The 13,401-nt window shown below is 61.5% G+C and carries 14 protein-coding genes and 2 pseudogenes; 8 read left to right on the plus strand and 8 right to left on the minus strand.

Translation table 11 applies throughout. The features are described from left to right. The first annotated feature begins 98 nt into the window (after window positions 1-98). Complete coding sequence (locus OIU37_RS05730; protein WP_264256391.1) at window positions 99-2,111, plus strand: BTAD domain-containing putative transcriptional regulator; 2,013 nt, start codon at window positions 99-101, stop codon at window positions 2,109-2,111. A 106-nt stretch (window positions 2,112-2,217) separates the two neighbouring features. Then, complete coding sequence (locus OIU37_RS05735) at window positions 2,218-2,754, plus strand: AAA family ATPase (protein ID WP_180694733.1); 537 nt, start codon at window positions 2,218-2,220, stop codon at window positions 2,752-2,754. Window positions 2,755-2,869: 115 nt separating this feature from the next. Here OIU37_RS05735 and OIU37_RS05740 read toward each other — a convergent pair whose 3' ends face one another. Further along, a complete protein-coding gene (locus tag OIU37_RS05740; protein ID WP_264256393.1) occupies window positions 2,870-3,277 on the minus strand; it encodes a hypothetical protein in 408 nt (135 codons plus the stop codon). 20 nt (window positions 3,278-3,297) lie between these two features. Continuing rightward, a pseudogene (locus OIU37_RS05745) lies at window positions 3,298-3,504 on the minus strand (hypothetical protein); the annotation flags it as partial. A 19-nt stretch (window positions 3,505-3,523) separates the two neighbouring features. Between OIU37_RS05745 and OIU37_RS05750 the strand changes: the two are divergent. After that, window positions 3,524-3,607 (plus strand): annotated as a pseudogene (locus OIU37_RS05750) (DNA-binding response regulator); the annotation flags it as partial. A 369-nt stretch (window positions 3,608-3,976) separates the two neighbouring features. Here OIU37_RS05750 and OIU37_RS05755 read toward each other — a convergent pair. Continuing rightward, complete coding sequence (locus tag OIU37_RS05755; RefSeq protein ID WP_168312616.1) at window positions 3,977-4,189, minus strand: hypothetical protein; 213 nt, start codon at window positions 4,187-4,189, stop codon at window positions 3,977-3,979. A 324-nt stretch (window positions 4,190-4,513) separates the two neighbouring features. Here OIU37_RS05755 and ftsZ point away from each other — a divergent pair, with 324 nt between their 5' ends. After that, window positions 4,514-5,533 (plus strand): cell division protein FtsZ, encoded by a 1,020-nt coding sequence (gene ftsZ / locus OIU37_RS05760; RefSeq protein ID WP_264257452.1) that lies wholly within the window; start codon window positions 4,514-4,516, stop codon window positions 5,531-5,533. Window positions 5,534-5,846: 313 nt separating this feature from the next. Here ftsZ and OIU37_RS05765 read toward each other — a convergent pair whose 3' ends face one another. Further along, window positions 5,847-7,388 (minus strand): Ig-like domain-containing protein, encoded by a 1,542-nt coding sequence (locus OIU37_RS05765; protein ID WP_264256400.1) that lies wholly within the window; start codon window positions 7,386-7,388, stop codon window positions 5,847-5,849. A 470-nt stretch (window positions 7,389-7,858) separates the two neighbouring features. On the opposite strand from OIU37_RS05765, the gene OIU37_RS05770 reads away from it, so the two are divergent. Continuing rightward, window positions 7,859-8,284: a hypothetical protein gene (locus OIU37_RS05770; RefSeq protein WP_264256401.1), complete on the plus strand. Its 426-nt coding sequence runs from the start codon at window positions 7,859-7,861 to the stop codon at window positions 8,282-8,284. 201 nt (window positions 8,285-8,485) lie between these two features. Here the strand turns inward: OIU37_RS05770 and OIU37_RS05775 are convergent, their stop codons facing one another. Further along, window positions 8,486-9,316, minus strand: coding sequence for a helix-turn-helix transcriptional regulator (locus tag OIU37_RS05775; protein ID WP_264256403.1), 831 nt, complete (start codon window positions 9,314-9,316; stop codon window positions 8,486-8,488). A 90-nt stretch (window positions 9,317-9,406) separates the two neighbouring features. Between OIU37_RS05775 and OIU37_RS05780 the strand changes: the two genes are divergently transcribed. After that, entirely contained in the window at window positions 9,407-10,297 is an 891-nt protein-coding gene (locus OIU37_RS05780; protein WP_264256405.1) for an SDR family oxidoreductase, read from the plus strand. A gap of 98 nt (window positions 10,298-10,395) precedes the next feature. Here OIU37_RS05780 and OIU37_RS05785 read toward each other — a convergent pair whose 3' ends face one another. After that, window positions 10,396-10,602 carry a hypothetical protein gene (locus tag OIU37_RS05785; protein ID WP_129420129.1) on the minus strand — a complete coding sequence of 69 codons (207 nt, stop codon included), beginning with the start codon at window positions 10,600-10,602 and terminating at the stop codon, window positions 10,396-10,398. A 1-nt stretch (window position 10,603) separates the two neighbouring features. After that, window positions 10,604-10,804 carry a hypothetical protein gene (locus OIU37_RS05790; protein WP_168312621.1) on the minus strand — a complete coding sequence of 67 codons (201 nt, stop codon included), beginning with the start codon at window positions 10,802-10,804 and terminating at the stop codon, window positions 10,604-10,606. A 616-nt stretch (window positions 10,805-11,420) separates the two neighbouring features. Between OIU37_RS05790 and OIU37_RS05795 the strand changes: the two genes are divergently transcribed. After that, complete coding sequence (locus tag OIU37_RS05795; RefSeq protein WP_264256407.1) at window positions 11,421-12,101, plus strand: DJ-1/PfpI family protein; 681 nt, start codon at window positions 11,421-11,423, stop codon at window positions 12,099-12,101. 36 nt (window positions 12,102-12,137) lie between these two features. Here OIU37_RS05795 and OIU37_RS05800 read toward each other — a convergent pair whose 3' ends face one another. Further along, on the minus strand, window positions 12,138-12,626 hold the full coding sequence (locus OIU37_RS05800; protein ID WP_171602971.1) for a DUF1772 domain-containing protein: 489 nt from the start codon (window positions 12,624-12,626) through the stop codon (window positions 12,138-12,140). Between the two features lie 91 nt (window positions 12,627-12,717). Here OIU37_RS05800 and OIU37_RS05805 point away from each other — a divergent pair, with 91 nt between their 5' ends. After that, the gene (locus tag OIU37_RS05805; protein ID WP_171602972.1) at window positions 12,718-13,317 is read left to right on the plus strand and encodes a TetR/AcrR family transcriptional regulator; all 600 of its coding nucleotides are present in this window, start codon (window positions 12,718-12,720) and stop codon (window positions 13,315-13,317) included. Window positions 13,318-13,401: the final 84 nt, after the last annotated feature.

The raw sequence follows: 13,401 nt of genomic DNA on the forward strand, positions 1-13,401 counted from the left end.
CGGCCTGGAAAACTTCGACACGCCGCCGCTAAATCGGTGTTAAATCTCTTTGCCGAGATGCTATTCTGCGGCGGCAGTCGAAATCGGGGGGACAATCTGTGCGCATCAGGTTGCTGGGTGGCCTCGAAGTGACTTCACCGGAGCATCGGCAGGTTCGCTTCACCACGCGCAAGACGTCGCTTCTCTTTGCTGCCCTCGTGCTCGGTGGCCCCCGCGGCCATCGCAGGGAACTGCTTTCCGAGACCTTTTGGCCGGGACGAAGCAGTGAGCAGGCCCGCAATAGTCTGCGCCAGGCGCTGGTCGATATCCGGCGATCGTTTCCGGCCGGCGAAGATGCCACCGTCTACATCGACGGGGATCAGGAGACCGTCGCGCTGATAACAGGTCCTGAAGAAACCGACATTTCGACCTTCGACGGTAAACTGGAGGCCGGCCGGACGGCCGATCTCGCCTTCGCCGCCGATCTCTACCGTGGCGAGGTGCTGGCAGGCGAGGCCATTCCGGACGAATTGGACGAGTGGTTCGGCCCGTATCGGAGCACATATCAACGCAAGGCGCTGCAACTAGTGGAGCGGCTGAGCCACGCGCTTTCCGAGCCGGGCACCGCAGAAGAATCGACCTGCGAAGGACTGGCCGAAAGGCTGCTCGCTGCGGACCCAACCATGGAGGCCGCCCATCGGGCGCTGATGCGGATCCACGCTCTCAGGGGTCACGAGAACGCGGCCTTGCGCCAATACGAAGCCTGCCGGGCGCTCTTGAAGAAGCATCTTCAGGCAGCACCCGAGGCAGAGACCTCCTCCCTGGCCGCTTCACTGCAGTCGCGGCAGGGATCGGAACATCGGCGGACCACACCGGGCCTCGACCTCGTGCCGCAGCCACAGGCCTTCTCAGCCCCTGCGAAACATCACGACCGGCCCTCGGTTGCCGTATTGCCGTTTCAGAATCTGAGCGGCGATGCGGAGCAGGAATATTTCGCCGACGGCATCGTCGAAGACATCACCATCGCGCTTGCTCAATTCCGCCACCTCTATGTCATCGCCCGGAATTCGAGCTTCACCTACAAAAGTCAGGCGGTCGACATAAAGCAGGTCGGGCGCGAGCTGGACGTACGCTATGTGGTCGAAGGAAGTGTGCGCCGGACCGGTGACCGCCTGCGCATTGCCGGGCAGCTCATCGACACGTCGACCGGTACACATCTTTGGGCCGATCGTTTTGACGGAACCTTGGCGAATGTCTTCGATCTTCAGGATCAGGTCGCCTCGAGCATCGTCGGCGCCATAACGCCGAAAGTGGAGGAGGCTGAGATCGAGCGTGCCAAACGCAAGCCGACCGAGAGCCTCGACGCTTACGACTACTATCTCCGCGGCCTGGCGGCCTTCGACCGGACGGTCACCAACCGATCGGTCATCGACGAGGCCTTGCGGCTGTTCATGAAGGCGATCGAGCGTGACCCGGAATTCGCCGTAGCCCATGCCCGGGCGGCACGCTGCTATGCTACGCGAAAGAGCAACGGCTGGATGCTCCATCCCGCAGACGAGACTGCTGAAGCCACCCGGCTGGCCCGGAGAGCGGTCGAACTCGGCTGGGACGATGCGGTTGCGCTCACCTACGGCGGATATGTCATCGGTTATGTCGGCGGTGACCTTGACGACAGTGCGGCCTGCATCGATCGCGCAGTCTTTCTCAACCCGAACCTGGCCGCTGCGCTCGGCGTCAGCAGCTGGGTGAAGGCTTGCCTCGGTGAGCCCGATAAGGCCGTGGAACACGCAGCCCTTGCCATGCGCCTAAGCCCTCTGGATCCGCGCTTGTTTGCCTGGCAGTTCAACACCGGGCTCGCGCATTTTTGCGCCGGCCACTATGACGACGCGGCCTCTTGGGCGGGAAAATCGCTACGCCACCAGCCGAACTACCCAAGCGCCATGCGCGTGATGGCAGCGGGCCAGGCCATGGCCGGGCGGCTTGCTCAAGCCGGGGAAACGATTGCCCGCCTGTGCCTCATGGACCCTGCCCTTCGGCTTTCGAATCTCGCAGACGTGCTGCCACCATTCCGGCGACCGGACGATCGCAATCGATATATCGAGGCTCTCAGAATGGCGGGACTGCCGGAGTAGCTGCCGCTTCAGCGGCTTCTTCGGAACGAAGGGGGATGCCGGGCTATTACCGACCCCCTATCGGCTAATTGCGAAACGATGCTGCTTCGTGCGAAATTGCCATGCTATGGATCACACGGGCGAAGTTCTCATTCTCACCGGGCCACCGGGCTCCGGAAAAACCACGACGGCCGAGGCGCTCGCCAGCGAGCCCGGCTCGCCGAAGGTCCATCTTCATTCCGACGACTTCTGGCATTTCATCAAGAACGGCGTGATCCCGCCCTATCTGCCGGAAGCGCATGTACAGAATATCGTCGTCGTCGACGTGTTGACGAAGGCGGCGTCAGGCTATGCCGCCGGGGGCTACTTCGTCGTCGTCGACGGCATCGTCGGGCCGTGGTTCCTGGAACCGTTCCGGAAAATCGCGGCACCCCTCCACTATGTGGTTCTGCGCCCGCCGCTCGATATCGCCATCCGGCGCTGCCGGGAGCGTGGCGGCGACACGCTGACCGATCCCGGCCCTATTGCGGAGCTCCATCAGCAATTCTCGTCACTTGGCCCGTTCGAGCAACATGTCGTCTCCACGGAGGGGCACGACAGGGAAGACACGTTGCGCACGGTGATCGAGGCTATGCGCAGGGGGACGTTTCGCCTGGCGTCATAACGCCGCTGAGCCGAAGCCCTCAGTCGCTGACGTCTTCGAGAAACCCACAAAAACCGCCCGCGAGAAATCGCGGACGGTTGCATCATCGTGTGGCACCCGCCTCAGGCGACGATGATCAGTCCTGCCCCTGCAGGCGGTCCATCACCTGCAGCAGCAGATCGGCGCAGGCCTTCATCGGTTCGTCCTCGGCGCATTTGAGATCAATCCGGGTATTCCCATCCTCAATCCGGAAATGGGCTGCCTTGGACGGCGGTGGTGGTGGCGGGCGATGACCGCGGAAACCATGGAAGCCCATGTCGCCTCTCCGACCATGCCAGCGGTAATCGGAGCGATCTCCCGGCCTCGCATCCGGCCGGTCCATCATCTGCTCATCGTCATCAGGAGCAGATGGGGACGGGGGCGGCGAGCCGGGTTGGACCGCGGCGGGTGGGCTCCCGGCGGATGGCGGAGCGGGCGGCTGTTGGGCAAAAGCGGTGCCGGCCAGTGCGGCAAGGGCAAGGCCTGATAGGAGAAGTCGTTGCATGGGAAGCGTTCCTTTCGGAGTTATAGGGAGTGTCTGTAAACACCGGAGCGCGGCTTTGGTTCACGCCGACAGGGCCTGTGATCGAAATCTCCAAACCGTCTCTGCGGCGGACCTTTCGGCGGACGCAGCGCTTCGGTTCGTCCATCCTGGCGAACGAGGTAGCTCGCATGCACGAAGCCGTCGTCGAAGCGTCCCTGGACGGCGATAGCTTCATCCTGGCTGGCGAGAGCGCCATTGTCGCCGGAGATGAAGCCCCGCCCCACGCGCGTACTGCTCGTCGAGGATGACGAAGACCTGAGCGGCCGGATCGCCGCCGTGCTGCGATCGGAGATGGCGACTTTGACAGTGTAGTCAAGCAGGCTGTGCATTCGGATGATAATGAAGCTGAGACGATGAGAGTGATGAGATTGCCTTGCCCAGCGGCGAGCAATCCGCAGCCTGGCAAGAGCGAATCCAAAAATTGTGCTCGGAAATGAAGGAATGCGTCTATCTCTATCTTGGTTCGAACGCTGGCGTTCGCGTCAGCAAGATGGGCGAACACTTCCATATTTTGAATGAAAGCATCATTGACGCGTTTCCCTAGCGATCTCGTAGGGATGGATGCACGATCCGCCTGTCGCACCGGCGCGGACTGGACAGCCGGCGCGATCGATAGTGGCTTCCTGGAAATCGCCGCGATCACCCGTCGTTGATTCGCGATCAACGGTCGTTGATCGTAGGAAGGTGCGTTTCGACCTCTACGCGGCGCCGCTCATCCAGCGGCTCAATGTTCTTCTGCCAGAAAGCCTCGGCCTCCGGCGTGTCATCCTCCCAGTGGCGGATCTTGACGATATTGTCATCGATCTTGGCCAGCCGTTTGCCGCCAAGCCGCAGATATTCATCCGCCAGTTCTTTCGATCGGGTCGTTTGCATGTCGTGCTCCTCCACTGCCGAGATAGGCCGGCTCTCCCGCGATCGGCGTCCCTGTTATCGGCGCTTCCGCGCGTCTTACAATTAAACAGCACGGGTGCGATCCTGGTTCCAATTCATAGGCCGAAACCGGTCCACGCATCCAACTGAAGGAGTGGCTGCCACGGCGCCGTCCCTCAAACCAGCACCAAGCCCCCGTGCCGATCATCATCGCTCTCGCCGAGACGTCTTTCGCCTCGCCTCTGCCTTGTTGCTCGCGTATCGTGACGTACGATTCGCCGTCCGCAAACGAGGGTGGGCATGAACGAAGCGTCAAAGGAGAGCGCGATGACGGACGCCAAGAGCGGCATTTCTGGACTACGGCCGCATATTACAGTCATTGGCGTCGGTGGCGGTGGCGGCAATGCGATCAACAATATGATCGCGGAAAACCTGGCAGGCGTCGAATTCGTCGCCGCAAACACGGATGCTCAGGTGCTGGCCACCTCCAAGGCGACGCGCCGCATCCAGCTTGGCGCGAATGTGACTGAGGGTCTCGGCGCCGGTTCGCTGCCGGAGATCGGCCATGCGGCTGCCGAAGAGTCGCTCGATGAGATCATGGATCACCTGGCCGGATCGCACATGTGCTTCGTCACCGCCGGCATGGGCGGCGGCACCGGTACGGGTGCTGCACCTGTCATCGCCCGCGCCGCGCGTGCGGCCGGCATCCTGACGGTCGGCGTCGTCACCAAGCCCTTTACCTTCGAAGGCAACCGCCGCATGAGGACTGCGGAAGTCGGCATCGAGGCGCTTCGCCAGGCAGCCGATACGGTGATTGTCATTCCCAATCAGAACCTTTTCCGCATCGCCGATGCAAAAACCACCTTCGCCGATGCCTTCATGACGGCCGACCGTGTGCTCTATGCCGGCGTCGGCTGCATTACCGATCTGATCGTCAAGGAAGGCCTGATCAACCTCGATTTCGCCGACGTGAAGTCGGTCATGCGCGGCATGGGCCGTGCGATGATGGGCACTGGCGAAGCCTCCGGCGAGAGCCGCGCAATGAAAGCGGCGGAAGCGGCGATTGCCAACCCGCTTCTCGACGATATCTCGATGCGGGGCGCCAGGGGCGTGCTGATCTCGATCTCCGGCGGTTCGGATATGACGCTGTTCGAAGTGGACGAGGCGGCAAGCCGCATTCGTGACGAAGTGCAGGAAGACGCCGATATCGTCGTCGGCGCGATCTTCGACCGCAGCCTCGACGGCAAGTTCCGCGTCTCGGTCGTGGCGACCGGCCTGGAAGGCAGCCCCCTGCCCGCATCCGCGCCTCACGCCGCCGAGCAGCTTCAGACGCGCACACTGCAATAGCGCGGCTGCAATACTCTGCTGATTTTCGTTTCCGAGGCTCCGGCCGATTAAACGCCCCGCCGTGAAGAGAACGGGCGGGGCGGCGTCGGCATTCGAGCGGTTAAGGCCCACTAGAGCAATTCCAGGAAAAGTGCGAAGCGGTTTTCCGTCCGGAATTGCGTAAAAACAAAGGCTAGAGCGTCCTACGCTTTCGTTAAAAGCTAAACCGCTCTAGAGCGCCGTGCGTCCTTTTGAACGCACAAAGGACGCTCTACCGCTTTCAATGCTCGCATCGTGCTTTCCGAAAACCGATTCCGATTTTCGGGCCGATGCGCTAGACGAACAGGCTGTCCAAGACGTTGTGCACCACGGCGATTTCGTCGGTCATGCTGTTGGTGAGGTAGAGATTATCCGCCGCTGAGTCATAGACCACGTTGGTGGTGGAGTCGTCTCCCGGTATGGCGATGTTGACATCGACCGTTGTCTTGACCCCGGTCGCAAAGTCGAATGCCGTGCCGATATGCTCGCTGCTGGAGGAATCGCCGAAGAAGAACGTGCCGTTGACGGCAAAGCCGTATCCGAGCCCGCCGGCCGAAAAGGTCTTGGATTCGATCGGGTTCAGCGTGTCGGGATCGATCTTGGAGACTTGCCAGGTGGAATCATCGATGCGGCCGACGACGTAAATGCCGGTCGAATCCTGCATCGTATTGACGGCCGTGAATCCGCCCCAGTCGAACGTACCCGCCCCGTTCTTGCCGACAAGGCCGTGGATCGGGTCGCCCTTCTGATCGAGCGATCCGTCGGCAGCATCCCACTTTGCGAGATAGGTCTGATCGGGGAAAGGGTCCTCCTCGCCTCTAGCCTCGTTGGTTCTTCCGATGATCTCGCCGCTGCGGACCGAAAAATAGGTTCCGCCGATGTCATATTCGCCCTTGTCATAGTCGCCGAGAGAGATGGCGCCGCTGGCGTTGCCGGCCTCGAATGCGGAGGCGTTGTCGTAAATGCTCACCATGGAATCGTCTGGGAAACCATTGCCGGAGCTGACGTAATACTTGCCCGTTAGCGGATCGACCGCGACCCCCTGGAGTTCGTAATGGTCCAGGAACGGGCGCACCACATCCGCCTGGACCTCGACACGATTGGTGTTCAACGACTTCCCGTCCGTCACGCCGTCAACGGTCAGGGTGATCACGCCGGCATCGGCGTGACCGGCGCCGTCGGAGACCTTGTAATATTGGAGTTTCTCCGTGACGTGCTCACCGTCGTTGAGACCCGCCTTCACGGCCGGATCGAGATCGTAGGTGAAGCTTCCATCGCCTGCGAAATGGAAGGTGCCGAATTCACCCGCCACGTCGGTCGTCTGCCCTTGCCCCTGACCGGCAGGAATGCTCGTGCCCTCGACCGAACGCAGGAAGAGCGTGCCCGCCTCTCCCGCGTGATCATTGGCAAGCACGTTGCGCGCCATCTCGCTTCCTTCGCGGAAGGAGAAGGCGTCATCGACCGCGACCGGCGGGCTCGTGACCCCGTGAATGTCGAGCGTGAAATGACCGACATCGGTATTGCCGGAGCCGTCGGAAATCTTGTAGCCGATCGTCTCCGTCAGCATCATTCCCTCAACGAAGCCCGCCGTGGCGGCCTCGTTCAGGGTATAGGTGTAAGAGCCGTCGGCCTTGACGTGGAACGTGCCGTATTCACCCTCGATATCGGTGATCGCACCATCCTTCTTGGCAAGCACCCTCTCGCCGTCGAAGAAGTTGAGAAACATGTTGCCGGAGCCCCCGGCCAGATCATTTTCCAGCAGATTGCCTGAGATCACCTCATTCTCGGAAGCGCTCCTGACATCGTCGACCGCCACAGGTTTTGCAAACACTGTCATTGGATATCTCCTTCAAGATCCATTCGCCTTGGTCTATCGGAAAGAAAGCAGCCGAGACCGGGCAGGTCAATGAATTTTCTAGTAGGAGTAGTATTTTAGCTTCTCACAGCTTTGTCATGCGTGGAGGCTCCGCCACAGGCTGCACACCTAAAGCATTAGGGGACGGCAGAGGATGAAGCAGGACAATTTCTAAGGAGGTTCAAAGACGACAATTGTCACCGATTTCATGCGGCCCCTTACGACCAGATCAGAACTGGCAAACTTCTCCTTATCGGACATTATGCCGCCGAAGCCGATAACACCACGCGGCACGATATTAATTCATTGAAATCCCTATCCGCGCGGCTCAAATCTTGCGCGCGTCGATTCACAGCATGACTGCAGATTTGTCCGGATTGAGGGCGACGTCGTAACCTCATTGACAACCGGATATTCAGAACTTACCACTCGCTTTGATTGAGGAAAACATCATGCCTGAGCAGGGCAACCCAGAAATTGCACGCAGAAGAAAGGTAATCGGCATTTGGTTCTGGTCGCTGGTACTTTTGTCGGTGACGACCTGGGTGCTGACGTCGCGCTTCCCCACACAAGGCGTTTGCTATTTTCGGGACATCTGGTTTTTGAGAGCTCTCTGGCACCAGAACATTACGGTCTATGAGCAACTCATAAAGCTTGGGCATTCGAACAGCCAGCAATGCGTATTTTTTGCCACACGATCCATGCTGTCCTTATATTTTGCGACCTTCGCATGTGTGGCCCTGATCTATAGCCCGTGGGAAGAGCGAACGGCTTCCAGGGCCTGGCTAGGGATGGCCTTCATCACCGTTTTCCTCATTGGCAACCAGATTTTTTCGACGGCTTCAACGATCAATCTCACGGACGTTATTCGGCGATAGCGTACCGGATATATGACTCTATTCATTCGCTTATCTGGAAGTCGATCATCCGGATGTTCCTCTTTTATGTTTTCCTGACCTTTTGGTTACTCGTTGCGCTCGAGTGGCGTCGCAACCGTTTCAGGCACGGCGGGAGTGAGAGCCAAGAAGCTCCACTGCAACAGAGCGATAACGCAACCAAACTGCCCTTCACACACCCGCTCAGCTCACGCCCACCAACCCCTTGATCTTCTCCACATCCTCCGCCGTCGCCGGATTGTACACCACCATGCTGAGATCGGGCCGGCCGTCCACCTGGAAGGCGGAATATTCGAAGGAGAGCAGGCCGAGCACGGGATGTTTTATGTGTTTGGCGCCCTCGCCGTGGGTGCGCACGTCGTTGTCGCGCCACATGGCGAGGAATTCCGGACTCTTGTGGCAAAGTTCGTCGATCAGCGGCTCCACTTCGGTGGCCGCGCCCGCGCGCGCCGCATCCACCCGGAAGGCGGCGACGACGAAGCGGGCGACGCTCTCCCAGTCGTATTGGGCGGCGCGCACGCGCGGATCGAGAAAGATGAAGCGCAGCACGTTGCGCTCTTCCGGCGGCAGGGCGCCGTAATCGGTGAGCAGCACGGTCGCCGCCCGGTTCCAGCCGACCACGTCCCAGATCGCGGTGCGGATCAGCGCCGGGCTCGGGTCCAGCGCGTCGAGCACGCCCTGCAATCGCGGCGTGATGCCCTCCTCCTTGCGGTAGCGCACCTCGGGCGGCCGGCCGAGGCCGATGAGGAAGAGGTGCTCGCGCTCGATATCGGTCAGCATCAGGGCGCGGGCGATCCGGTCGAGCACGTCGGCCGATGGCGCGCCGCCGCGCCCCTGCTCCAGCCAGGTGTACCAGGTCGGGCTGATACTGGCGCGGCTCGCCACCTCCTCGCGGCGAAGCCCGGGCGTGCGGCGGCGCTCAGCCGCAAAGCCGAGGGCGGCGGGATCGAGCCTGGTGCGACGGTCCTTGAGATAGGCGCCTAGCCGATTGTCCGAGGTGGTGAATGCGCTCATCCTGTTAGCTTTTATACCATGATAAGATCACTACTTTACCATGATAGCAGCCCGTCCGATATCTGTCGCCTCAAATCAGGAGACATCGACATGCGCGTATTCGTCACTGGAGCGACCGGCTGGGTCGGCTCGGCCGTCGTCAATGAATTGATCGCCGGCGGCCACCAGGTGCTTGGTCTTGCCCGCTCGGACAAGGGAGCGGCCGAACTGGCGGCATCGGGCGCAGAAGTCCAGCGCGGCACGCTCGACGACCTGGAGGGTCTGCAACGCGGCGCGGTCGGGGCGGACGGCGTCATCCACACGGCCTTCAACCATGATCTCTCGAAATTCGCCGAAAACTGCGCCGCCGACCGGCGCGCCATCGAAGCGCTCGGCGAAGCGCTGCGCGGTTCCAGCCGTCCGCTGCTGGTGACGGCAGGCCTCGGCCACGCGCCGGGCCGCATCGGCACCGAGAAGGACCCGCCGATGCCTTCGACCGAAACCTATCCCCGTGCCTCCGAAATCACCGCAGTATCGCTTGTCGCCCGCGGCGTGCGCGCCTCCACCGTCCGGCTCCCGCCCTCGGTGCACGGCCACGGCGACCACGGCTTCGTGCCGATCCTGATCGATACCGCCCGGCGGAAGGGCGTCTCCGCCTATATCGACGACGGGGCCAGTCGCTGGCCGGCCGTGCACAGGCTCGATGCCGCCCGCGTCTATCGCCTGGCGCTGGAGCGCGGCGCTGTCGGCGGTCCGTTCCTGGCGGTGGCGGAAGAAGGTGTGGTATTCCGGGAGATCGCCGAGCTCATCGCCCAGCGGCTCAACGTGCCGACCGTCTCGCTGTCGCGGGAAGAGGCGGCAGAGCATTTCGGCTGGTTCGGAATGTTTGCAGGTTTCGACGTGCCGACATCAAGCGCCCACACCCGCGCCCTCCTCGGCTGGCAGCCGGCAGAGCCCGGCCTGCTCGCCGATATCGACCACCCGGCTTATTTTGGTGGGTAGCCTTGTCTTGGTCACCAGCCCAAGAGAGCCATCCTTGAGGCCCCCCTCGAAGGACGAGGCGGGCGCGCCGACATCAGCATGCCGCAAGTCGGGAGCACTCAGCGCATGCGCCCCTCGTTCATATCGGCGGGATCGTAGTTGATGTCCCAGTCCTTCCCCGCCTTCTTGCCCGGCGGGTTCTTGTTCACCGTGGCATCCTCCGAGCCGGTGATCACGGTCGGCTTGGCGCTGGCAACACCAGTGCTCTTCCTATCGGCCTGGGACTTGGCGAACTGGCCGGCGGCGTCCTTTTTCGGATTGCCCATGTCACTCGCCTTTCTGCTTCAGCGCGTCGGAGATGTCGTTCATCTCGGGGTCGCTATTGTTCTCGCCGTTGGCATCGCGGTTTTTGTCCGGATCGTCCTTGGGTTTGAGATAGCCGCGCGGGGTGTTTTCCTTCGGCCCTTCCCAGCGGGGGGATTGATCGGTGGTGCCGGGTGCACCGTCCTTGGGGGTCGTCATGCCCATCTTCGTTTCTCCTTGTTGAGAAGGGAAAACCGGAAAGATCGCCAAGTGTTCCCGCCATTACCGGATCGAGGCAAGCGTGACGCAGCGGCGGCAGCGATGACGGCGAGGAATCTCATAGTGGAGGAACGCGGCCGGACGAAGGGTTCCCGGAAAATATGGAACAGTGTCGCCCGTGATCGGTTGTCCAGAGGTCGTGAACCTCGAAAGGGAGCCGAAAATGAGCAAGACCAACGTCCGTGAACTTCAGCCATCTCGGCGGCACATATTTCGGGCAGCAACCGGACGGAAAAACCGCCTCGTCGACCAACAACGACAGCGCCAAGGCGCGGCCGAACGACGGAAGCAAATAAGCGCCGCAGGCGCGCCTCATTTTCTCCAAGCATTAAACTTCCTTTGCGCCCAGAAACCTGGGCGCATGACATCGTGAAAGGGAAATGCCCCCATGATCAAGGGCACATGAGCGACAGGAGCGCGTGCTTGGAAGCTGCTTTGCCTCCGGGATTGCGCAAAACAGAAGACAAACTTTGCGTGACTGGGAGAAAAACGGAAATACTCCGGTCGAAGGAGTCGCCTTGGGCGACCGCATTGCAGATGGGAGATTTCGGTGAGCCGCGCAATGGAAGTCACCCGCATCGGGTTCGTCTTATTCCCTGACCTGACCCAGCTGGATCTCACCGGGCCGTGGGAGGTTCTGACGCGCCTGCCCGGCGCCGATTGCCAACTCCTCAGTCATGAGCTCCGGCCTGTCAAAAGTGCGAGCGGCCTCAGTATCCTTCCCACCCTGACCTATATGGATTGTCCTCAGCTTGACATCATCGTCGTGCCAGGCGGACCGGGACATGTGGATGCCATGCAGGATCCAGGTCTCCTGGAGTTCCTGCGGCAGCAGGCGCCGCAATGCAGGTTCCTGACCGCCGTCTGCACCGGTACGTTGGTGCTTGCGGCGGCAGGCTTGCTGATCGGATACAGGGCCACAACTCATTGGGCCTCGCTCCACCGGCTGCCGGTTTTTGGTGCGCTCGCCGCGGAAGACAGGGTGGTCCTGGACAGAAACCGGCTGACGGGCGGCGGCGTTACCGCTGGTATCGATTTCGGCTTTCGCCTGCTGGCCGAGCTTGGCGGCGTTGAGCTGGCCAAGGAAGTCCAGCTGCAGATGGAATATGCACCAGAGCCTCCCTTCGCAGGACATCCGAGCACCGCCGCCGCCGAGACGGTCAAAGTGCTGAAGGAACGAGGCTTGACGTTCTTTTCCGAGATCGCGCCTATCGATGCAAGCCTCGCCTCTCGAATCCGCTGACCGCCGAGCGTCTTCGGTGTGATCGGGGCGAAGCGGTCACAGCCTTGCCACTCCCAAAGCTGCAAAAGCCAGGGCTATTCCGGAAGCCAGCGCCCTCGCCTGGTTCCAGACCTGCCATCGCGGCGAATAGTCCCGCCAGATCTCCCGCGCCGCCGCGATGTCACCAGGGACGGTAGTGGCGGCCAGTGCCTCGTTCATCGGTACGTTCACCGTGAATGTGAGCATCAGCCCGAAAACCAGATAGACGGCCGCCGCCGCGCCGAACCAGAAAGCCGCCGCTCCGCGGCCGCTAAAATGCGCGGCTGCAGCAGTCAGCCCGAGAATAACGGGCGTCAGGAAGAAGGCCGGGAAAAACACCGCGTTGCGGACCGAGGCATTCATCGCCTGCATGGCCGCGATCGCAACCCGCGGATCGGCTCGGTCGAGCCCCCACATCGTCGAACAGACCCAGGCGTAGAAGAAGCCGAAGATCGCCCCTGAGAAGACGACCGATGTTACCGACAGTCCCAGAACCGTGCTGCGCATCGCTTTTCTTCCAAATCCGTACAATCTTATACGCCTTTACTTAGGCGTATAAGATTGTACGGTTACCGTCAAGACGATGCGAGTGGCCGGAATGCGGGAAGACACGAAGACCAGGCGTCAAGCCGAGATCGAGACGGCGGCCTACGAGCTTCTGAAGGAAAGAGGCTATCGCAGCACGTCGATGCTCGACATCGCCAAGGCGGCGAAAGCCTCCAATGAAACACTCTATCGCTGGTACGGCGACAAGAATGGCCTGTTCAAGACGATGGTCGAAAGCAATGCCGGGGCGACGAAAGCGGCCCTCGATGCGGCGATAAGGGGCGACGTGGATCCCCTGGAAACCCTCGCGCATGTCGCGCCGATCCTGCTTTCGATGCTGCTCGGCGACAAGGCAATCTCCCTGAACCGGGCCGCCGCCGCCGACGAAAGCGGCGAACTGGGAGCGACGATCGCCGCCGCCGGCCGCGATAGCGTCTTTCCGCTGATCGAGAAGCTGATCGGCCGCGGCCTTGAAACGGCAGCGCTGGCGGCGCCATCGGCAGGTGTGGCGGCCGAATGGTTTCTGAGCCTGCTCATCGGCGATCTGCAGATCAGGCGGGTGAACCGCACGCTGCCGGAACCGTCGGACGAGAATATCCGCGCGCGAGCAGCCGCCGCCATGAGCGCATTCAGAAGGCTCTGCGGCGCATAGAGCAATCCCGGCAAAGTACTGCGTCGATCGATGCTGCCGCTATTGATCGTCGACGCCTCCGCGCTAGCTTCTGCTCGCGGCCGA

It is taken from the genome of Rhizobium sp. BT-226, from assembly GCF_025847085.2.
In the GTDB taxonomy this organism is placed as follows: domain Bacteria; phylum Pseudomonadota; class Alphaproteobacteria; order Rhizobiales; family Rhizobiaceae; genus Rhizobium; species Rhizobium sophorae.

Excerpts from the sequence above, each read along its gene's own strand:
- OIU37_RS05735 (WP_180694733.1), top strand. The coding sequence starts at position 2,218 with ATGGATCACACGGGCGAAGTTCTCATTCTCACCGGGCCACCGGGCTCC.
- OIU37_RS05780 (WP_264256405.1), top strand. The coding sequence starts at position 9,407 with ATGCGCGTATTCGTCACTGGAGCGACCGGCTGGGTCGGCTCGGCCGTC.
- OIU37_RS05775 (WP_264256403.1), bottom strand. The coding sequence starts at position 9,316 with ATGAGCGCATTCACCACCTCGGACAATCGGCTAGGCGCCTATCTCAAG.
- ftsZ (WP_264257452.1), top strand. The coding sequence starts at position 4,514 with ATGACGGACGCCAAGAGCGGCATTTCTGGACTACGGCCGCATATTACA.
- OIU37_RS05770 (WP_264256401.1), top strand. The coding sequence starts at position 7,859 with ATGCCTGAGCAGGGCAACCCAGAAATTGCACGCAGAAGAAAGGTAATC.
- OIU37_RS05740 (WP_264256393.1), bottom strand. The coding sequence starts at position 3,277 with ATGCAACGACTTCTCCTATCAGGCCTTGCCCTTGCCGCACTGGCCGGC.
- OIU37_RS05785 (WP_129420129.1), bottom strand. The coding sequence starts at position 10,602 with ATGGGCAATCCGAAAAAGGACGCCGCCGGCCAGTTCGCCAAGTCCCAG.
- OIU37_RS05800 (WP_171602971.1), bottom strand. The coding sequence starts at position 12,626 with ATGCGCAGCACGGTTCTGGGACTGTCGGTAACATCGGTCGTCTTCTCA.
- OIU37_RS05765 (WP_264256400.1), bottom strand. The coding sequence starts at position 7,388 with ATGACAGTGTTTGCAAAACCTGTGGCGGTCGACGATGTCAGGAGCGCT.
- OIU37_RS05795 (WP_264256407.1), top strand. The coding sequence starts at position 11,421 with ATGGAAGTCACCCGCATCGGGTTCGTCTTATTCCCTGACCTGACCCAG.
- OIU37_RS05755 (WP_168312616.1), bottom strand. The coding sequence starts at position 4,189 with ATGCAAACGACCCGATCGAAAGAACTGGCGGATGAATATCTGCGGCTT.
- OIU37_RS05805 (WP_171602972.1), top strand. The coding sequence starts at position 12,718 with ATGCGGGAAGACACGAAGACCAGGCGTCAAGCCGAGATCGAGACGGCG.
- OIU37_RS05790 (WP_168312621.1), bottom strand. The coding sequence starts at position 10,804 with ATGGGCATGACGACCCCCAAGGACGGTGCACCCGGCACCACCGATCAA.